The organism is Kitasatospora sp. NPDC085464 (assembly GCF_044541955.1).
In the GTDB taxonomy this organism is placed as follows: Bacteria; Actinomycetota; Actinomycetes; order Streptomycetales; family Streptomycetaceae; genus Kitasatospora.
This window is the reverse complement of sequence record NZ_JBITTM010000013.1, coordinates 172736-192094: the sequence shown is the minus strand read 5'-3', so window position 1 is coordinate 192094 and position 19359 is coordinate 172736. Positions and strand designations below refer to the sequence as shown.

Below are 19359 nucleotides of genomic sequence, written 5' to 3'. Positions count from 1 at the left end.
TCTGTCAGCTGTCCGCTGTTTTCTGTCTGCTGTTTTCTGTCTGCTGTCTGCTGTGCGCCGACCTCGGTGCGCCGCTTCCCGGCTCCCGTCGCCCGTCGCCCGTCAGCCGGTGGCGGCCAGCTGGGCGAGGTAGCGCTCGGCAGCGCGGAGCTTGCGGCCCTCCGGGCCCGGAAGGTAGGCGCGCAGCTCGATGATCTCCGGGGCGATGCGGATGGCCTCCGCGCGGTCGGTGATCGATCGCCAGCAGGCCTCGGCGTTGGTGGCCGCCTGCTGGGTCTCCGGGTGGTCCGGGCCCTGCGAGCGGAGCAGCGTCAGGGCCACTTCGCGGTAGATGTCCGCGGCCTCGGCCGGTCGGCCCGCGAGCCGGCACACGTGTGCGCGGACCTGGCGCACCTGGAGCACCGGCTCGGAGACGGCACCGTGCTCGGCGATGGCCTCCAGTTCGAGGGCGAAGGCCAGGTCCGTCGCGACAGCGTGGTCCCCGGCGTCGGCGCTGCGGACGATCCGCCCGATGACCTCGCGGTAGTCCGCACGCGGCCGGCCGTCGGCAGCGGCTTCGGCCGGGGCCGGCGCCTCGGCGGGGGCCTCCGCCGGGGCGGGCGGAGCATCGGCCGGCACCTCGTCCTGCGGCGCCTCGTCCTGCGGGACGGCGTCGGCAGGCACCTCGTCAGCGGGCACGGCGTCCGCAGGCACGGCGTCCGCAGGCACGTCGTCGGTCTGCTCGGTCTCGGGCGTCTCCTCCGTCACCGTTTCGACGACGACGGCGACATCGGTGTCCCTGGCCGTCTCCACGGCCTCCGCGGTCGCCACCACGTCCTCCACCGAGGGGAGTTCGGCCTCGACGGCGGCGTCCGCAGCCTCCGGCCGGCGCTTGTGAAGCGTGACGCCCGCCGGGGGCACGGTGTCCGCGGGCGCGGCGTCGGCCGGGGCGGGCTTGCGCAGGGTCACGCCCGACGCCACCACCTCGGTCCCGGAGGACCCGACCGGTTCGAAGGACTCGAAGGCTCCGGAGGACTCGGAGGCTCCGGAGGACTCGGAGGGCGCGAAGGGCTCGGAAGACCCGGCAGACTCCGAGGACCCGCCCGCCTTCAGCAGGCTGACCGGGCGGGCCGGCCGGGGCGGGGTGGGCGGCACGCCCGGCTTGACCAGGCTCACCGGGCCGCCGACGCCCACCGGAGCGGCGGCAGGGGCCGGCACCGGCGGCGCGGCGACGCCGTCCTGCGGCCGCGCGGGGCGCGGCAGCGACGGTGCCGGGGGCTGCGGAAACCCCGCGGGCACCACGTCCGCACCCCGGTCCGCACCCCGGTCCGCGGCCCGCACCGGGTCCGGCACCTGCGGCAGGTCGACCGCCAGGCCGTCGCCGCGCCGCGCGGTGTTGCGGAAGACCGGGCGGTCCGGGGTGTGCGTGGCCAGGATGACCACGTCCGGCCGCAGCACCGAGTACACCTGCTGCCGCAGCTGCTCGGGCGCGAGCACCTCGCCCGCACCGGGCCGGCCACCGTGCAGCGCCTCGATCAGCGCGCGGGTGAAGGTGCCGATCTGCTCCGGGTCCGGGCTGACCACGGCCCACAGCGGAATGCCCTCGCTGAGCGGTGAGACGGTGCCCTGGAGGTACGGCCAGGCGTTCTGGTCGGCGCTCAGGTCGGCGATGACCAGGGTCTGCCACTCGGCCGGACGGTGGCTCAGTTCGGCGGCGATGGCCTGCCAGGGCAGACCGTCCTGCTTGGCGTCGCGCAGCGTCAGCTGCAGCTGGCCGCCGCGCTTGTCGGCGACCACGTGGCCGCCCACGTGCACCAGCAGCGGCCCGGGGTGCCGGGAGGCGGCACGCAGGTGGGCGAGGACGGTGTGCGGGTCGCTGGCGCCCGGGAGGTGGACGGCGTCCACCGCGTCGGCCGCGAGCAGCACCTGCGGGGAGACCGCGGCGAGCATCGCGGAGAGCACCGGCGCCTGGGCCGGTCCGCCCCGGCCCCAGGTGCGGCGCCCGGAGTTGCCGTACCCGCCCTCGATCACCAGGATCCGTCCGCGCGGCGCGGCCCCGAGCCCCCCGGCAGCGGCGGCGGCCGCGCCCGGCAGGCCACTCGGTGCACCGCCCGCGGCCGGGAACGGAGGCGGCGTCACCGGGGACGCCGCCCCTGCGGCCGGCAGTCCGGTGAGCGTCCAGCCGGTCGGCGGGACGGGCGGCGCGGCGGGAGGTGCGGCAGGCGGCGCAACCGGAGGCGCCGGCACCTGCGCAGGCTGCTGCGGCGCGAGCGGAGCAGACGCGGCAGCAGGCACCGCCGGAGGCACGGCAGCGGGCACCGGAGCAGGCATCTGAGCCGGTACGGCCGGGGGCGCGGGCGGCGGCTCGTAGAGCGCCGCGGGCCCGGGCGGGTGCTCCTCGGACGGGAGGCGCGGGCCCGGCGGCGGTACGGCGTCCCAGGGGCCCGAGTCCGCAGTCGGGTCGGGGCCTCCGGAAACCGCTGTCGTCTCCGCCATCTCCTGGTCACCGCCCCGCCCCGCCGCTCCCGCGGCGTCTGATGCCCTTGCCTGCATGGTGCCAGCCACCACACTCCGTGCGCCGCCACCCTACGAGATCCCGCCGCACCCGATCCAGGCCGGGTGGCCGATCGGCGCGCCACGGCCGCCGCGCCGGCCGCTATCGTGCCGTCATGACCGGTACCGACCGCCCGTTGCTCTTCCTCGACGTGGACGGACCGCTGATCCCCTTCGGCGCCCCGCCCCCGGGCGGCTACCCCACCTACCGCAGCCCGTACGGCTCCGGCACGGCCACGGGCGGGAACCCGTTGGTGGCCCGCGTCGACCCGGCGCTGGGGCCGCGCCTGCTCAGCCTGCCGTGCGAACCGGTGTGGGCGACGACCTGGCTGGCGGACGCCAACCACTGCGTGGCGCCGTGGCTGGGGCTGACGCAACTTCCCGTCGTGGACTGGCCGGTGGAGGAGGAGGACGAGCCGGGCGGGGTGCACTGGAAGACCCGCACGCTGGTGGCCTGGGCCGCCGGCCGTCCGTTCGCCTGGGTGGACGACGAGATCACCGAGGCGGACCGCCGCTGGGTCGCGGCCCACTCCCCCGCCCGCACGCTGCTCCACCGGGTGGACCCCCAACGCGGCCTCACCAAGGAGGACTTCACCGCCCTGGACACCTGGCTGCGCACCACCTGAACACGAGTTCCCCGCACGGGATCCGCACGCGAAGTCCGGACACGCACCGTCGATCGGTCGGCTACGGCGGCGTGCGCAGCCCGACCGTGAGACGATCCGCGGCGGACGCGACGACCGCCGACACCGCCGCTACCGCTTCCTCGAACTCGGCTTCCCGCTCCTTGAGTTCGGGTTCGGCCGGAGCGGCCACGTCGCGCACCGCCCCCCGCTCCACGACCGACGCCCGCGACCGACGCCCGCGACCCCGCCCGCGACCCCGCCCGCGACCCCGCCCGCGCGGCAACGACGGATGCCACGCGGCCGGGGACGGCCCTGTCCCTGGCGCGAGCCCTCAGGACCCGGCGAGCAGGTCCCGCAGCAGGGCGACGGTGTCGGCGTCGAGGTCGCGGCCGGTGCGGCGGCTGAGGGCGTCCAGCCGGTTGACGGCGCGCAGCAGCTGGTCGCGGGCGCCGGCCGAGGCGTAGGCGTAGAAGAGGTCCCGGTGCAGGAGTTCGACGTCCGGGGCCACCGCGAGGCCGCGGAAGACGGCCGCCTCGGCGCTGCGGTGGTCGCCGTACTGCAGGCGGCGGGCGGCCAGTTCGTGGGCGGTGTCGACGATCGCCGCGATCATGTCCTGGCGCTCGGCCTCGGCCCAGCCGTACGAGGCGGGCGGGGCCTCGGCGAACGGGGCGCCGCGGACCAGGGCGAGTGCGTGGGCCAGGGCGGCATCGGCGGTGGCACTGGTGCTGCGCATGCCGCGCCGGTAGAGGCTGCGGAACTCGTCCCAGTCGCAGGTGACCGCCGGGGCGAAGGAGTAGCCCTCGGTGGTGTCGGTGGGCAGGAAAGCGCGGCCTTCGGGCGAGGTGCCGAACCAGGCGGCCAGGTCGGCCAGTTTGTCCGGCAGCGGACTCTTCGCGTCGGCCGTGGTGGGGTGCGGATCGAGGTGCGCGGCGCCGGGGTGCAGGTCGTGGTCGAGGGCGTGGCGGTCGGAGCCGGGGCGCAGCGCGAGGTAGACGGCGAGTTCGGTGAGCCGGGGCAGCGCGCCGGCTTCGGCGGTGCCGAGCACGCCCGCGACGTCCACCGGGCCGAGCAGCCGGATCCGCGGCGCGTTGCGCTGGGCGTGCGCCTCCGGGGAGCGCAGGATGGCGAGCAGGTCGTCGCTGTCGCTGCGGCCGGGGGTGGTCCGGGCGACGGGGGCGACGGCTGCGGGACCGGGCTCGGCCGCCGGTCCGGGCTCCACGGCGGGCTCGGGGGCGACGGCTCGGGTGTCCCCGGTCCCCGCCGCCACCACCGTCCCCACCGGGGTTCCGGCCCCGGCTTCGTCATCGGCCTCGACGTCGGCCTCGACCTCCGCCTCGGCCTCGGCGGTCGGCTCCGCAGCCGGCACCGGCTCCTCGCCCGGGCCCGGCTTCGGCACGACCGGAACCACCGGCACGACGGCGAGCACGGCCGTCGGAGTCTCCACGGCCTCCACGGCACCGTCGACGGCATCGCCGGAGGCCCCCGCAGCGGCCTCCTCGGCCGCCTCGACCTCGGACACGCTCGGCCGCCGCAGATCCCGGGTGGCTTCGTCGCCCGCGGCGTGCCGCCCCTGCCCGTTGACGGCGAACCGGGCCGGTCCGGCCGGAACCGCACTCGACCCGCCGGGAACCGCACCGCCCGACGCCGCACCGCCCGACGCCGCACCGCCGGACGCCGTACCGCGCGACGCACCACCCGAAGCCGGCCCGCCCGACGCGCCGGCCGGCAGCGGCGCCGGAGCGGGCGTCACCGGGTCCGTGCCCGCGAACGGGCTGGCGCCGGTGCCGATGACCCGGGCGAGCAGCCGCGGGCCGGCGGCCGCGTCCGTACCGCTCTCGTCCGCACCGCCCGAGGCCCCGACGGCGGCCAGCACCGGTACGGCGGCGGGCAGTTCGGTGGTGTCGGTGTCCTCAGGGCCGTCCAGGGTCCAGGCCGGGGCGGGGTGCTGGGTGGTGTCGTCGGCGGCCCGGAGCAGCTCGGCGACCTGGTCGTACTGCCGTCCGCTGAGCCGCTGCAGCTCGACGGTGAGGTGCAGGCCGGGGATGGCGGCCTGGCCGGCGGTGGGCAGCGTCCAGCGGGCCACCGGGCCGGTGCCGCGCTCCGGGGCCCGGGTGATGACGGCGACGCAGGTGCGCGGGCGGGCGTCGAGCAGCCGGCCCAGTTCGGCGGGGATCTCCCCGCCGGGCTGTTGGGCGCAGAGCACGATCTCGGGGGTCCACGACTCGTCGGCCTGCCCCCGGCTGCGGGCGTCGCGCGGGCTGGCGGCCTCGGCGGCGACCAGGGTGGCGCGGGCCTTGGCGGTGCGCGGGCCCAGGGCGGCGAGCGCCGCCTCCAGAGTGGGGTGGCGGTGCACGCGTTCGGCGGCCGGGCCGCTGATCGGCACCTCCTCGGCGAGGTCGACCAGGTGCAGGTGGAGCCGGTCGGCGAGCGGGCTGTGGGCGAGCTCGATGGCGAGGGTGCGCAGCACGTCGCGGGCGTCGTCCGGGTGGCCGGAGAGGTGGAGCAGTCGGACGGCCTCCAGGTCGGCGAGGACCACCGAGCCGTCGGGCGAGGTGCCGAGGGTGACCAGCGCGGGGTACGGCGCGGCGGTCTTGCGGGCCTGCGCGGGGCTCAGCATGTCGCCGGAGTCGGCGCTGCACCACCAGACGTTGGCGGCGTGCGCGGCGCGGAACGGCGCGATCGGGGTGGCGGGGCCGGACAGGTGCAGCTCGACGGTGTGGCCGGGGGTGATCCGGGCGGCGACGATGGCGGGCAGGCGCTTGCCGCCGCGCACGGTGTTGCGGGCCAGGGTGCGCAGGGCGCGGTCCAGCAGTTCCAGCCCGGCCTGGTCCTGCCGGGCCATCAGCTCGTTCTCGAAGGCAGCGGCCTCGGCGGCGGGCATCGCGATGCGGTGCCGGGGTCGGCGGGCGCGCTGCTGGGTGCCGCGCTTGTGGGCGACGGTGCCGATCATGATGGCGGCGAGCAGGACGCCGACGGTGGAGGCCGTGAGGGCGATGGTGTAGTCGTCGCTGGGGGCCGGGTCGGCGTGTGCGGCGGGGGCCGGCGCGTGGGTGGGCGGCGCGTGCGTCGGCACCGGGGCCGACTGCGGCGCGCCCTGCGAAGGCGCGGGCGCAGGAGCAGGAGCCGGGGCGGGCGCCGGAGCGGGCACAGGGGCAGGAGCAGGCGCGGGCGCAGGTGTGGCGGCTGCCCCCGGCACCGTGAGCACCATCCCCGGCACCACCACGTCCGGGTCGGTCAGCTGCTCCCCGTCCGGCGCCTGCACCCCCTTGTTCGCCTCGAAGAGCTTCGGCCACTCCTCGCCGTCCCCCAACTCCCGCTGGGCGATGGCGGACAGGCTGTCCCCGGACTGCACGGTGACGGTCCGCTGCCCGTTCGAGCCCGCACCCGGTCCCGTGCCGGCCTGCGGTGTCGTCGCCTGCGGAGTGCCCTGCGCAGCCCCCTGGGGAGCACCCTGGGGAGCGCCCTGCGCCGTGCCGCCCGAGGGGGCGGGCGCCGGGCTCTTCGCCTCGTCCGGCTTGGCGTCCGTCGGCATCAGCAGTTCCCAGCCGGGCTGGATCGGCCGGTCGGCGTCGAAGCGGGTGCCCGAATCGTCCATCGCCCGGCCGTCGTTGAGCTTGGCGATCTCCACCCACCGTTCTCCCGAGCCCAGTTGGCGCTCGGCGATGGACCACAGGCTGTCGGCCGGCCGGCTGTCCCGCACGGTGTAGGTGGGCTGTTGCTCGACGGCGGGCGCGAGCGCGGGTGCGGACTGCACGGCGGGGAGCGCGGCGCGCTGCACGCCGGGGGTCAACTGGGCCTGGACGGCGTGGGTTTGGGCCAGTTCGGGGACGGCCGCGAAGGCCGAACCGGCCACCGGCAGGAGGGCGAGCACGGAGCCGACCAGTCCGGCCGCGAGCCGCTGGCTCCAGCCGAACGCCGGGATCCGGCGGGCGATCCGGCCGCGCAGCTGGGCGGGGATCTCCAGCAGCACGGAGAACGCGAAGCACGCCCAGGCGAGCCAGCCGACCACCACCAGCGCCCACAGGAACAGCCGTCCGTCGTCCGGACTGGTGAGCGCCTCGCCCACGCCGCCCGGCGCGACCTCGCCCATCCCGGCGACCGCGTGGGTGCCGTAGAGCAGCAGCGCGGGAACGCCGAACAGCAGGACGAGCAGGGTGACCAGCGCGGCGAGCGCCGTGAGCAGGGCGCCCCCGCGGCCGCGTCCGCGCGGCGGTCGGGGCGCCGGGGCGCCGGGCCGTCGCGCGCCCCCGCCCCCTCGATGTGCGGCCCCGGCCCGGCCGTTGCGGGCCCGGGCGGTTCGGGCCTGGTCCTGGGCGGTTCGGGCCTGGTCCTTGGCACGTGGCGCGGCCATCAGTCGGTCTCCGCTTTCTCGACTCCGTGGACGAGGGTCGCACTGCCCCTGCCCGTTACCTTCCGCTCCCCGAGGGCGCCCAGCAGGACCGGCCGGTAGTCGGCCTGCACGGTGACGGTGACGACCTTGCCGTCGCCGGAGAACTCGATGCCGCCGGCCCGCAGGCCGTACAGGCCGAGGTAGGCGTCGGCGGCGTCCCGCACGTACTGCTCCTGGACCTTGAAGCCCTTCCCCTGCAGCACGGCGGCCTGGTCGAGCTGCTGTCCGCCGACCCGTGCGGCCTCCTGGGCGTAGGCGTCGGTGCGCTCGGCGACCCGCAGTCGGCCACCCGCGTCGATCACCAGGGCGATGACGAGCACGACGTAGGCCGCGCAGATCGCGACGAAGAGGGCCACCGCACCCCGGTCGGACCGTCGCGCCCGCACGGCTCGCCGCAGACGGCTCAACACCCGCATCCCCTCCCCCCGATCCGCACGTCCCTCTCCCCACCGGCCCCCACCGGGTGCCACTCGGTACCGTTGTGTCATCCCCCGAGCGCTCTCCGCTTGCGTCTCCCCCGCGCGGGCCGCCTCCAATCCCCCGTTTTCCCGGTGGTGGCGGCGCGCGCCCTCATGCGCCCCGGTAACGGTCCACCACCGAGGTGAACTCTCCGACGAGGTGCTTCGTCACGGGTACCCCGGACGGTCCGCCGATCAGGTCGGCCAGTTCGACGTCACAGACCACCGTGACCTTGACGGTCCGGACGGTGCCGTCCGGCAGCTTCAGCTGCCCGTCCTCGACGTGCACGTCCTGGTTCCGGCAGACCACGCCCTGCTGGCCCAGCGTCGCCAGGGCGGAGTCCTTGGCCTGCGCCTGCGTCTGCGCCGCGGCCGGATCGCGCTGCAGCGAGGCGGTCCGGGCTCCGGCGCGGGCGGCGGCCTCGACGGTGCCGGCCGCGGTCTGCACCCGCCCGGCGGCGACGGCCACCAGGATCAGCCCGACCACCGCCGGGGCGACGATCGCCGCCTCGATCGCGACCCCGCCCCCGTCCCGGCGCAGCCGTCGCCACCGGCGCAGTGCCGGGAACCCCCGGCTCACGGCTTCACCACCGGCGGTACGAAGCGCTCCCGCGGCGCCTCGGCGAACTGCCGGATGACGGGCGCCGAGAGCCCGGGTATCAGCAGCGGCGGCGTCAGCTCGACGGTGACGCGGATGGTGGTGGCCGAGCTGCCGTCGGTCCTCACCTCGTACCCGTGCGCCCCCTGCCGCTCCAGGAAGTCCCGGGCCTGCCGCACCGCCGCGGCGTTCTTCTGCTCGTCCGTCGCGCTCCCCTGCACCCGCCCGGCGTCCACGCCCTCGCGGGCCGCGGTGAGCGCGACCTGCCGGTCGAACCAGATCAGTCCGGCCTGGACGGTGATCAGCAGGAGCAGCAGGACGACCGGGAAGACGATGGCGAGACTGACGCTCATCGACCCCTGGTCGCCACGGCGGACCGGACGCTTCATCCCTTGGTGGCCCCGCCCGCGCCGCCGGCGCCGCCCGGCATGTTCGGGTCCTGCTGGACCTTCTGGACGACCTTGTCCTTCAGCAGGTAGAGCGCGGTCGCGACGGCGCCCGCCACGAAGACCAACGCGATGATGGCGAGGGCGAGTTCGATGCTGATGGCGCCGCGGTCGCCGCGCGCGCGGGCGGCCCGTAGCCGGCCCAGCCGCAGTGTGAACAGCAGCAGGGCGAACTGCACGGGCAGCAGCGCGGGTCGCAGCACCCGGCCTGCCAGGTCGGCGAGTCGAACGTTCATCGGGTTCTCCCGGTATGTGGTGTGGTGTCAGCTGCTGGGCTGATCGTTCAGTTGAGCATCTGGTGGAGCGCGGGAAAGACGATCAGGACGGTCATCAGCAGCGTCAGGGCGGCCCCCGGCGCGACCATCCGCTCGCTGTCGGCGTTGGCCCTGGCCAGATCCTCGGCGAGCAGTTCGCCGCGCAGGCCCTTGGCGCGGGCCCGCAGGGTGTCGTACACGGCGGCGCCGTCGGTGCCGGACAGCCGCATGATGTCGGCCACGTCCTGCAGCGGGGTGAGGCCCAACTCCTCGGCCAGCGCGTCGAGTCCGGCCCACGGCGGGAGCCGGTCGGTGGCCGCGCGCTCCAGGGCGTCGCGGATCCGCAGGAACACCGCGCCCCGGCCGACCGAAGCGGCCCGGCGCAGCGCCTCGGCGGGGCCGCAGTCGGCGGCCCGCTCCAGCGCGACGAGCTCCAGGTAGGCGGCGATGCCGTGCAGGTACTCGGTGCGCGCCTCCTTGGCCTCGCCGCGCACGACGGCGTCGGGGACGAACCACAGCAGGCCGGCCAGCAGCGGCCCGGCGACCAGCGGCAGCGCGAAGGGCAGGCCGATGTCCATCAGCACGGCCATCGCGCCGAGGTAGGCGGGCAGCACCAGGCCGAGCGCGGCGAACAGCAGTTTGTGCACCATGAACCGGGCCGGGGTGCGGCCGATCAGGGCGAGTTCGCGGCGCGGGACGGAGACCCCGCGCAGCCGGACGGACCGCTCGCCGATCCGGTCGTACCAGCGCGGACGTTCGTCCGGGTCCTGCGCGCGGTCGGCGGGTACGGCGTGCAACCGGTCCAGCGCCTGGCGCAGGTCCGGGGGTGCCGGCCGCAGTTCGGCCACCAGCAGGGCGAGGCCGCCGGCCGCGACGGCGCCGGCCAGCACGGACCAGGGGGAGATCACCGGACCTCCCCGAACTGCTCGGTCGGCTCCTGCTCGCGCGCCGGTGCGCCCGTGCGCCGCCCGCTCCTGCTGCGCCGGTCCGGCGTCAGCAGCCGGGGCACCGGCGGGTGGGAGGCCAGCGCCCGCATCCAGGCGATGATCGCCACGAACAGGGCGGCGACCACGGCCAGGACCAGCTGGCCGAGGAAGGTGCCGTACGGCCGGGTGTACTCGGTGTTGAAGGACCCGATGGTGACGACCAGCACGATGATGCCGACCAGCCAGCGGATGGTGGTCCGGTGTTTGGCCCGGTCCGCCTCGATGGCGCGGCGCTGGCGGACCTCCTCGCGGACCGAGTCGGCCATGTCGGACAGCGTGCGGGCCAGACCGGGGCCGCTGTCCCCGGCCCGAAGCACGAGCGCGGCGAGCACCTTGTCGGCGGTGGCGTCGGCCAGGCTGTCGGCGAAGGCGTGCAGCGCCTCCTCGGGCCGCCAGCGGGCCTGCAGCCGGGCCGCGAGCTCGCCGACCTCGTCCTCCAGGGCGGCGGGGGCGGTGCGGCGGCTGGTGAGGATGGCCTGGTTGAGGCCGACGCCGAGCAGCAGCACGTCGGCGATCCGCTGGGTCCACTCGGACAGCGCCTCCAGGCGCTCGATCCGGTGGGTGTCCGGGCGGGTGGTGTCGAACAGCCAGGGCAGGCCGAAGACGGCCAGCGGCACCAGCAGCGCGGTCAGCGGGATGCCGGTGAACAGCCAGGCCAGCGGCGCGCCGACGAGCGCGAGCGGCAGTTGGACCCGGCGCAGCCGCACCATCCGGGCCGGGGCCGCCCCGGGGGCGCCGTACCAGAAGACGTGGGCGCGCCCGGCGAGCGGGTTGGGCCGCCCGGCGGTGTCCTCGTCGGCGGGCTCGCTGCCGCGGGCCCAGGCCACCAGGGCGACCAGGCCGCCCGCGACCGCCAGCCCGCACAGGGCGAACAGCAGCATCACCGCGCGCCACCGCCGATCCGCAGCTGCAGCGGGGTGGCCCAACTCCCGTACCGGGAACCGAGCAGGCCGGCGTCGAAGCCGGCCCGGCGCAGGTCGTCCAGGCACTGCGGCGGGGTGTGCGGGACGGCCCGCGGCTCACCGAGGTCCGGCCGGGGCCCGAAGACGGTGTTCAGTGCGGGCCGGCCGCTCTCGCCGAGGCCGGTGACCTCCAGGACGTGGGAGACGAAGCGGTGCCGTCGGCCGCCGACGGCTGTCTCGTCGACCATGCTGACGTGCACGATGAGGTCCAGGGCGTTGGCGGTGAGCCGGTAGGCGAGCGAGTCGGTCATGTGCGAGCCGTACTCCAGGCAGAGTTCGGCGATGCGGTCCACCACCATGTGCGGGCCGCGGGCGTGCAGGGTGCACATCGAGCCGCCCTCGCCGTTGGTCATCACGCGGAGCATCGGGACGACCTCGCCGGAGCGGACCTCGCCGACGATGATGCGCGAGAGCGTCATGCGCAGCGCGGCCGGGATGAGGTCGCCGATCGTCAACTCCCCGGCGAGCCGCCCCTCGACCCGTTCGCCGTTGCCCTCGCGGGCCTCCATCGGGACGACCTGGCGCAGGTGCCCGAGGGTGTGCAGCCAGAGCTCGAACTCCGACTCCAGGGTGCCGATCCGCTCGTCCGGCGGGATCTCGGCGGCCATGGCGCGCAGCAGGCTGGTCTTGCCGACGCCCTGGGTGCCGGTGATCATCACGTTCTTCCGGGCCCGGATCGCGGCGGCCAGGAAGGCGGCCAAGGTGCCGTCCAGGGTGCCGAGTTCGACCATCTCCGGAAGCGTCGCGGAGGCCACCCGGTGGCGCCGGATCGCCACGTACGGACGGGGCGTGACCTCGGTGAGCGCCTGCAGGCGCATGCCGCCCTCAAGCCGGAGCGCGAGGGTCGGGCTTGCGGTGGACAGGCTGCGCTCGCCGCCGCCGTGCTGGCGGGCCAGGTCCTGCAGCAGCTCGACGAGTTCGGCGTCGCTGTCGGCCACCGGCGGGACCTGGCGGAGGGGTTGGTGCACCTTGGAGACCCAGACGTCGTCGCAGCCGTTGATCAGGATGTTCTCGATCTCCGGGTCGTCCAGGTAGGGCTGGAGCCGCCCGGCCCGGAAGAGCAGGTCGAAGACGGCCTCGGCGAGGGCGCGGTCCTGCTCCCGGGTGGGCGGGATGCCGTGGGTCTGCGCGTAGGCGTCGGACCAGCGGGCGACGGACTCCTCGATCAGCGCCCGGCCGCGCTGGCGGCGGGTGGCGCGGTCCGGCTCGGAGCCGGAGGTGGCCGTCAACCTGCTGATCTGCTGGTGCAGTTCGGCCGCGACCTGGCGTTTGAGCTCCCGGGCGACCTGCGGGTCGACGGCCGGCCGGGTGGCGGCGCCGCGCACGTCCAGCGAGGGCAGCTGGGAGGGGACGGCGGTGGGCGCGGCCGCGCCGGGAGCGACCGGGCCCGGCACGACGGGCTGCGGCATCGGCGCGGCCGTCGGCGCAGGCGCAGGCGCGGCCGTCGGCGTGGCCCAGGGCAGTGCGGCCGGGTCGGCCGCGGGATGCTGGTGCAGGGGGCTACCGCGCACGGAGCACCTCCCCGGGGTTGTGCGGGTACTGCCCGTTCACCTGTACCTGACCGTCCGTCACCATCGGTTGCTGAAGCGGGTACTGGTCGTCGGGCTCGGCCGGATCGGGCGACTGGACGTGTGCCGGGAACGGCGCCGGAGCGGCCGGCTGCGGCGCCAACCCGGCCAGCGGCGCCACCGGACCGGTGGTGATCACCGGCGGGACAGGCTGCGGCGGCGTGTACGACGGCGGCTCGGCCTCCCCCGGACCGTAGGGCGACTGCCCGTACCCGGCCTGGCCGTACGCCGTCGAGCCGTGGGCCGTCGAGCCGTACGCCGTCGCGCCGTGGGCGGGCTGCGCGTAGGCCGACTGCCCGGAGCCCGTCTGGCCGTACCCGCCCTGCCCGTACGCGGCCTGGCCGTACGTGGTCTGGCCGTACGTGACCGGGGTGGGTGTCGGCATCGGCCGGGCCGGCACCGACGGCGCGGGCACCACCGGTGCCGGCACCGCGGCCGCCAGCGGTGCGCCGGCCGCCGGCGCGCCCGCCGCCGGAGCGGGCGCCACCGGCCGGGCGGGAGCCTGCCCCGGCACCGACCCGGGGGCGGGATTCGGCGCGAGCCGCTGCCGTCTGCGCCGGACCAGCAGCTGCACCTCGTCCGCCGCCGACCTTGCCGTGCGCATCAGCTCGGAGCGGATGAACCGCCGGTCGGTGGTGTCGCCGCCGTCGGAGAGCACCTTGGCGGTCCGGGTGGCGTGCGGCAGGACGCCGAGCACCGGCAGCCCGAGTTCGCGCGACACCTCCGCCCGGGTGTACGGCCCCTCGGCGACCAGCATCAGCCCGAGCGCGTCCGACCCGGTGCCGCCGGAGGCGAGGTCCTCGACGAGGGCGGACAGCCGGGGCCGGACGGCGCTCAGCCCGCGCAGCGTGGTCCGCACCGTCACCGCCACCACGTCCGCCCGGCGGGCCAGCACCGCGCTCGCGCCGGTGGCGCCGGAACGGCCGAGGTCCACGATGACGTCGTAGCCCTGCTGCTCGATGCCGTGCAGCAGCTCGACGAGCGGCTCCCAGGTGTAGGCGAGGCCGGGGGCCTGGGTGGGGTCGGTCAGCCCGGGCAGCAGCAGGCGTTCGGCGTCGCCGTCGGGCGAGAGGTCGATCAGCTGCTCCCAGATGGTCTGCGCGAGCAGCCCGCGACGGTCGGCGACGGCCAGGTTGCGCAGCCCGTACACCGCCTCGACCCGGCCCTCCAGGGCGCCCGCGAGCACGGCGCCGCCGTCCGGGTCGGCCTCGACCAGCAGGATCCGCCGACCGGGCTGGAGCGGCCAGGCCAGCAGCAGCGCCAGCGCGGTCGTGGTCGCGCCGGGCGCGCCCGGGCCGCCGACCACCGCGATCACCGCCATCAGGCGCCCCCGGTCGCGCTCGGGGCTCCGGCGGCCGGCGCACCCGTGGCCGGCGCACCGGCCGACGGCGCGCCGGCGGCGGGGGCACCGGCGGAAGGCGCGCCCGCGGCGGGTGCGCCGCTCGGCGCCGGGCTCGGCGCGGCGCCACCGGTCGCGGCACCACCGGTCGCGGCACCACCGGTCGCAGCGCCGCGCGGAGCCAGCAGCACCTGGATCCGGCCGCTCGCCACCCACTGCGCCAGCCGTGGCCCGTCGGCCGTGCCGACCGCGACGTCGATCACCTGGCTGCCGTCGGTGTCCACCCGGCCGACGGTGATCACCGTCGCGGGCAGCGAGTCGGCCCGGCCGTTGTCGGGCGTGAACACCACGACCAGCTGCACCCCCGGCTGGAGCCGGCTGGCGGGCAGTTGACTGCGCTTGGCCGACACGCCGACCACGATCTGCCCGGGCTGCACGGTGAGGCCCTGGGCGAGGTCCCCGCTGGTGAGCATGGCGCCGCGCTTGAGGTCGGTGGCGGCGCGCATGCCGATCGCCTTCGCCCGGTCCTGGGCCGACACCGGGTGCAGCGCCGGGTCACCCGCGATCCGGGCGACCACCAGGTCGTCCTCGGTGATCACCTGGCCCCACGGCACGTCCCGGGCGAGGGCGAGCACCGCGACCCGCTGACCGGTGCTGTTGTAGAGGACGGCCCCGCCCAGCCCGCCGGCCGCGATCAGCGCGACCGCCATCGCCAGCACCGCAGGGCGGCGCCGCCTCGCCCGCATGGTCCGCGCGGGCGCGTGCGGTGCCGCCCGCCCCCGGCCCTTGCCCTGAGCGCCGCCCTGCTCCTGCTGCTCCGGGAGCGCCACGGACGCCCCGGCGGCCGTGGGTGTGCCGGATCCCGGCGTCGCGAATGTACGGTTCTCCACCGGGTTCCGCCCTTCCCTCGTTCGTTGCCGGCTCGTCAGTCGTCGAATCGCTCTGGTGGCGTGGTCAGTTGAGGACCTGCACCTCGGCGACCTTGAGTGTGAAGAGCGGACTGGTCTGCTTCATGGGGATCGTGAAGGTCCGCGGGTTCGGTCCGCCGACGACGGCGACGGAGACTTCCCACTTCATCGTCACCGTGGCGTTGTACACCCCGTCCTTCTGCTTGCCGGACGCGGCCTTGAACACGAAGCCGCAGTCCGGGGACTGGGCGGCGCCGTACTTGGGGTCGTACGGCGTTCCGGCCGTCGCACAGCTGGTCGTGAGGTCGTTGCCGAAGTCCCAGTACGACTCGACCAGCTTGGGGGTGACGGTGACCGAGATGCCGTGCACCGCCGCCGTCTTCGGCTCGGGCGTCGCGGCGTTGTCCGCCCAGAGCCACACCGGGGAGTTGACCACCGCCGTGCCGCCGGGCGCCACCCGGCCCACCGGCTGCCCGAAGACGAGCTTCTTCTTCGCTTCCTCGACGGCCCTGGAATCGTCCAGTGCGGTCGCCGCGCCGCCCGGCGCGGTGGCCAGGAAGACGATCTGGGCGCCGTCCTGGCCCCCACCGGTCTGCGGACAGACCTTCGAGTAGAGCGCGCCGTCCTTCGGGTCGTGGTTCTCCCAGGCCGGGTCGCCCGCCGCCGGCGGATCGTCCAACTCGCGGAAGTAGCAGCCCTCACCGCTGTCGAACCAGCCCCACTGCGGGTCGTAGCAGGCCCACGGCACACCGTGGTAGCTGCAGAGCTGCGGGCCGCTGTCCGATCCGCCGCCTCCGCCGCCTCCGCTCTCTTTCGTCGAGCCCGGCGCGGGGGTCTTTCCGCCGGAATTGGCGCCCGCGCAGATCACGTTCGGGAAACACTGCTCGGCACCGCCGCTCGGCGGTTCGTCCGCCGTCGCCGACACCGCCGAGGACAGCAGCACACCGGCCGACAGCGACGCGACGACCGCGAACCGCCGGGCCGGTTTCCGCGCGTTCAGCATGTCCGGTCCACCTCCCGCTTGAACTCGTAGATCAGCCAATGTGCTTGGAACAGTCGCAGCGACGCGGTCGCGACATACCTGTTCAGGCGCTGGGCCGGATCCTTTGCGGCCCCGGTGACGGCGTCGACGCGGTGCCAGCCCGTCAGATCGACGCAGTCCTCGATCACTGCGGTTTGCGGATCGGTTTTCAGACCCACGGACTTGACCACCGGAGAATTGCGCGGCGTTCCGGTCATCACCACTTTGGCGTCGTGGAGTTGCCGGAGACCGGCGAGGGCGTCGGACAGGGCGCGCCCGGAGGAGTACTGCTCCAGCGCGTACCCGTCCGAATCCGATCGCCCGAAGAGCTCGGCCTGGGCCTGCCACCAATCCTGATACGCCCTCAGGGCCGCCCGCCCCGTCGCCCCTTCCGGACCGTCGGTCGGCGCGATCGAGGCGTTTGAGGAACCACTCGAAGGAGTTACCGGAGCCACTCCCGCAACCGTGGGCGCCGCCGTCCCGAGGTGATCGACGGAACCGCCGGAACCACCGCCCGCACAAGCACCGAGAAGCAACGCCAGAACCGCCCCACCGACCCCAACCGCCCCAGGGCGCAACACATTTCCGCGCTGCCGCATTGCCCCACCTCGTCGCGACCGACCCGGTCCGTGATCCACGGCCGCCAGAACAATTCCGCCGTCCCGCCGGTCTTTCCGCTGGGGATCGATTCTTCGCCAACCCACCCCATCACGGCAACACCTCAGGCCCCCTGACCTTACGCGGAAGGCGGTTCCGTCGGGGCACTTTCCCGCCACAGAACGGCCAACAGTTCTTCGGAAAGCGACAATCCGGCCAATGCGCCCCGCACCGCGGCCCGATTGCGCATCAACAGGCGCCCGCCGTGCGGCGGAACGAGCAGGCGCGCGCCCGGCGCACCCGAACTACCGGCTGACTGACCCCCGTCCGTCAGCGCCGCCACGGCGGGCTGGAGGTCGAGCGGGGCGACGGCCGCGGGGGCACCCGGGACACCCTGGCGCAGGACGGTGGTCAGGCCCCGGCTGAACGAGCCCTCACCGCCCGGCAGTACGGCGTCCCGGCCGCGTCTGCCCGGGGTGTAGCGGCCGATCCGGCCCCACAGCGGGACGCGCGAATAGCTCAGCAGTTCTCCCGCGCTGTCCTCGCCGCCGCGCTCCAGGGCCGCCCAGGTGTCCCGGTCGGCCACCGCGTCGACCACCAGCAGCGCCTCCTCCTGGTCCCCGTGCACCATCGCGCTGACCACCCAGTCCCAGGCGAGGCCCCGGCGGTAGGCGTTGTCGGGGGTGCTGCCGCCGGTGACCAGGGCGAGCCGGCGCCCGCGCGGGTCGGCGACCAGCTGACCGACCAGGCAGACCACCAGCCAGCGGCCGGGGTGCTGCGCCGCGTCCCGCACGGCGGTGAGCATCGCGTTGGCGTCCGCGTCCGGCGGCGCCGTGACGACCCGACAGCCGGCCGCGCCGGTGTCGAAGCACATCCCGGGCAGCACCTCCGCGAGCAGCCGGGCACCGTCCGGCGCGAGCGCCGCACCGCCGAAGGCCCGGTCGGGCCCGCCGTCCGCCCCGATCACCACCAGATCGACCCCGCCCGCCATCGGTTCCCCCTCCTGGCCGGCCCCGGCGCACCCGGGGCCGCCGCCCTCACTGCGGTCCGCCGCGCTTCGCGGACGGGCCGCCGTCCGCGTCACCGTTCCCGGCCCGCGTCACCGTTCCCGGCCCGCGTCGCCGTTCCGCCGCCGGGCAGGCTATCGCCCGGGCGGCCTCCGACGGGGCTCCCGACCCGCCCGCTCAGGGACCATGGGCCCTATCGACGCACGCGCCGACCGAGGACGATCGGACGCATGGAGCGTGAGGACCGAGTGGAGACCCTGAGCGAGGCCGAGTGCCTGCGGCTGCTCAGCACCGTGCCCGTCGGGCGCGTGGTGTACACCGAGCACGCGCTGCCGGCCGTCCTGCCGGTCTCCTTCGAGGTCCTGGACGGGCGGCTGGTGCTCGCGGTGCGCCGGGGAAGTGCCACCGCGCGCGGGCTCGACGGCACGGTGGTGGCCTTCCAGGCCGATCTGCTGGACCCGGTCACCCGCACCGGGTGGAGCGTGCTGGTGCACGGGCGGGCCGACGTGGTGCGCGATCCCGAGCAGGTGCGGCGGGTGCTGCGTTCCGGGCTGCGGCCGTGGGTGGGCGACCCGGAGCCGCTGTTCGTCGCGCTGGTGCCGGAACTGGTGAGCGGTCGGCGGCTGTTCCCGACCGGGCAGGGCGCCGTGGGGCGCGCCGCGCTGCGGCCCTGAGCAGCCGGGCGGCGGCGGGGCCCGCGGGCCTGGTTCTTGTTCCCGTCTCGGACTCGGTTCCGGTTCCGGTTCCGGGCTCGGTTCCGGTTCCGGGCTCGGTTCCGGTTCCGGGCTCGGGCTCGGGCTCGGGCTCGGGCTCGGGCTCCTGACAGATACCGGTGGGTAGGCATACGCTTCCGGCGTCCTGGCCCCTCCGCGGGCCCGTCCCCCTCCAGGAGCGCACCGTGACGACCTTCGCCTCCCTCGCCGACCTCACCGCCGCCGTCGGCACCGAGCTGGGCACCAGCGAGTGGCACACCATCGAGCAGCGGCAGATCGACCTGTTCGCCGAGGCGACCGGCGACCACCAGTGGATCCACGTGGACCCGGAGCGGGCCAAGGAGAGCCAGTTCGGCTCGACCATCGCGCACGGGTACCTGACCCAGTCGATGATCCCGGTGCTGGCGAAGGAGTGCTACGCCGTCGAGGGCGTGCGGATGGCGCTGAACTACGGTTCGGAGAAGGTGCGCTTCCCGGCGCCGGTGCCGGTCGGCACGGCGATCCGGGCCACCGCCGAGCTGCTCTCGGCGACCGAGGTGCCCGGCGGCGTCCAGGCCGTGGTGCGCTTCACCATCACGAGCGAGCGGAGTGCCAAGCCGCACTGCGTCGCGGAGACGATCACGCGCTTCTACGCCTGACCGGGCCGGCCCGGGCGCCGCAGCCCGGCCGGGCCGGCGGCGCCGGAGCCCGCCCCGGGTACGCCGATTGGACCGCGCCGGGCCCTCCACCAGGTCCGGACGGCCCACGGCGAGTAACCTCCGACGAGATGGTTGTCGTACCGCAGTGACCCCGGCCGACGGCCGTGACCACGGCCGTCACCGAGGTGCGCGCCCCGGCCTGCCCGGTAGCCGTGACCGTCCTTGGAGGAGCCGTGCCCCGCCCCGTCCCCTGGTTCTCCCGCCTCGCCGGTCTGTCCTCGCAGTTCGCCCCGCCCGCCGCCGGCCCCGCCGCCGA

Annotated in this window: 18 protein-coding genes; 3 read left to right on the top strand and 15 right to left on the bottom strand. The window is 75.8% G+C overall.

What is annotated here, in order from left to right:
* Nucleotides 1–102 precede the first annotated feature (102 nt).
* Nucleotides 103–2118 (bottom strand): hypothetical protein, encoded by a 2016-nt coding sequence (locus ACIGG8_RS14300; protein WP_396548002.1) that lies wholly within the window; start codon nucleotides 2116–2118, stop codon nucleotides 103–105.
* A gap of 530 nt (nucleotides 2119–2648) precedes the next feature.
* Between ACIGG8_RS14300 and ACIGG8_RS14295 the strand changes: the two genes are divergently transcribed.
* Nucleotides 2649–3158, top strand: coding sequence for an HAD domain-containing protein (locus ACIGG8_RS14295; RefSeq protein WP_396548001.1), 510 nt, complete (start codon nucleotides 2649–2651; stop codon nucleotides 3156–3158).
* 61 nt (nucleotides 3159–3219) lie between these two features.
* Here ACIGG8_RS14295 and ACIGG8_RS14290 read toward each other — a convergent pair whose 3' ends face one another.
* The 14 genes from ACIGG8_RS14290 to ACIGG8_RS14225 form a co-directional block, all read right to left on the bottom strand.
* The gene (locus ACIGG8_RS14290; protein ID WP_396548000.1) at nucleotides 3220–3357 is read right to left on the bottom strand and encodes a hypothetical protein; all 138 of its coding nucleotides are present in this window, start codon (nucleotides 3355–3357) and stop codon (nucleotides 3220–3222) included.
* 132 nt (nucleotides 3358–3489) lie between these two features.
* Nucleotides 3490–7509: a LysM peptidoglycan-binding domain-containing protein gene (locus tag ACIGG8_RS14285; RefSeq protein WP_396547998.1), complete on the bottom strand. Its 4020-nt coding sequence runs from the start codon at nucleotides 7507–7509 to the stop codon at nucleotides 3490–3492.
* The gene (locus ACIGG8_RS14280) at nucleotides 7509–7904 is read right to left on the bottom strand and encodes a hypothetical protein (RefSeq protein ID WP_396547997.1); all 396 of its coding nucleotides are present in this window, start codon (nucleotides 7902–7904) and stop codon (nucleotides 7509–7511) included. Before ACIGG8_RS14280 ends, ACIGG8_RS14285 begins: the two co-directional genes overlap by 1 nt.
* Before the next feature lie 214 nt (nucleotides 7905–8118).
* On the bottom strand, nucleotides 8119–8586 hold the full coding sequence (locus ACIGG8_RS14275) for a TadE/TadG family type IV pilus assembly protein (RefSeq protein WP_396547995.1): 468 nt from the start codon (nucleotides 8584–8586) through the stop codon (nucleotides 8119–8121).
* The gene (locus tag ACIGG8_RS14270) at nucleotides 8583–8957 is read right to left on the bottom strand and encodes a TadE/TadG family type IV pilus assembly protein (RefSeq protein WP_396547993.1); all 375 of its coding nucleotides are present in this window, start codon (nucleotides 8955–8957) and stop codon (nucleotides 8583–8585) included. Before ACIGG8_RS14270 ends, ACIGG8_RS14275 begins: the two co-directional genes overlap by 4 nt.
* Before the next feature lie 32 nt (nucleotides 8958–8989).
* The gene (locus ACIGG8_RS14265; RefSeq protein WP_396547991.1) at nucleotides 8990–9286 is read right to left on the bottom strand and encodes a hypothetical protein; all 297 of its coding nucleotides are present in this window, start codon (nucleotides 9284–9286) and stop codon (nucleotides 8990–8992) included.
* A 47-nt stretch (nucleotides 9287–9333) separates the two neighbouring features.
* Nucleotides 9334–10212, bottom strand: coding sequence for a hypothetical protein (locus tag ACIGG8_RS14260; protein ID WP_396547989.1), 879 nt, complete (start codon nucleotides 10210–10212; stop codon nucleotides 9334–9336).
* Nucleotides 10209–11171 (bottom strand): type II secretion system F family protein, encoded by a 963-nt coding sequence (locus ACIGG8_RS14255; protein WP_396547987.1) that lies wholly within the window; start codon nucleotides 11169–11171, stop codon nucleotides 10209–10211. Before ACIGG8_RS14255 ends, ACIGG8_RS14260 begins: the two co-directional genes overlap by 4 nt.
* Nucleotides 11171–12763: a CpaF family protein gene (locus ACIGG8_RS14250; protein WP_396547985.1), complete on the bottom strand. Its 1593-nt coding sequence runs from the start codon at nucleotides 12761–12763 to the stop codon at nucleotides 11171–11173. The genes ACIGG8_RS14255 and ACIGG8_RS14250 overlap by 1 nt, the downstream gene beginning before the upstream one ends.
* The gene (locus tag ACIGG8_RS14245; RefSeq protein WP_396547983.1) at nucleotides 12753–14141 is read right to left on the bottom strand and encodes a hypothetical protein; all 1389 of its coding nucleotides are present in this window, start codon (nucleotides 14139–14141) and stop codon (nucleotides 12753–12755) included. The genes ACIGG8_RS14250 and ACIGG8_RS14245 overlap by 11 nt, the downstream gene beginning before the upstream one ends.
* On the bottom strand, nucleotides 14141–15049 hold the full coding sequence (locus tag ACIGG8_RS14240) for an SAF domain-containing protein (RefSeq protein WP_396547981.1): 909 nt from the start codon (nucleotides 15047–15049) through the stop codon (nucleotides 14141–14143). The genes ACIGG8_RS14245 and ACIGG8_RS14240 overlap by 1 nt, the downstream gene beginning before the upstream one ends.
* A gap of 64 nt (nucleotides 15050–15113) precedes the next feature.
* A complete protein-coding gene (locus ACIGG8_RS14235) occupies nucleotides 15114–16070 on the bottom strand; it encodes a hypothetical protein (RefSeq protein ID WP_396547979.1) in 957 nt (318 codons plus the stop codon).
* The gene (locus ACIGG8_RS14230; protein ID WP_396547978.1) at nucleotides 16064–16543 is read right to left on the bottom strand and encodes a hypothetical protein; all 480 of its coding nucleotides are present in this window, start codon (nucleotides 16541–16543) and stop codon (nucleotides 16064–16066) included. Before ACIGG8_RS14230 ends, ACIGG8_RS14235 begins: the two co-directional genes overlap by 7 nt.
* A 281-nt stretch (nucleotides 16544–16824) precedes the next feature.
* Nucleotides 16825–17676 carry a hypothetical protein gene (locus tag ACIGG8_RS14225; protein WP_396547976.1) on the bottom strand — a complete coding sequence of 284 codons (852 nt, stop codon included), beginning with the start codon at nucleotides 17674–17676 and terminating at the stop codon, nucleotides 16825–16827.
* Between the two features lie 246 nt (nucleotides 17677–17922).
* On the opposite strand from ACIGG8_RS14225, the gene ACIGG8_RS14220 reads away from it, so the two are divergent.
* The gene (locus ACIGG8_RS14220; RefSeq protein WP_396547974.1) at nucleotides 17923–18366 is read left to right on the top strand and encodes a pyridoxamine 5'-phosphate oxidase family protein; all 444 of its coding nucleotides are present in this window, start codon (nucleotides 17923–17925) and stop codon (nucleotides 18364–18366) included.
* A 224-nt stretch (nucleotides 18367–18590) separates the two neighbouring features.
* Complete coding sequence (locus ACIGG8_RS14215) at nucleotides 18591–19043, top strand: MaoC family dehydratase (RefSeq protein WP_350525535.1); 453 nt, start codon at nucleotides 18591–18593, stop codon at nucleotides 19041–19043.
* The last annotated feature ends 316 nt before the right edge of the window (nucleotides 19044–19359 follow it).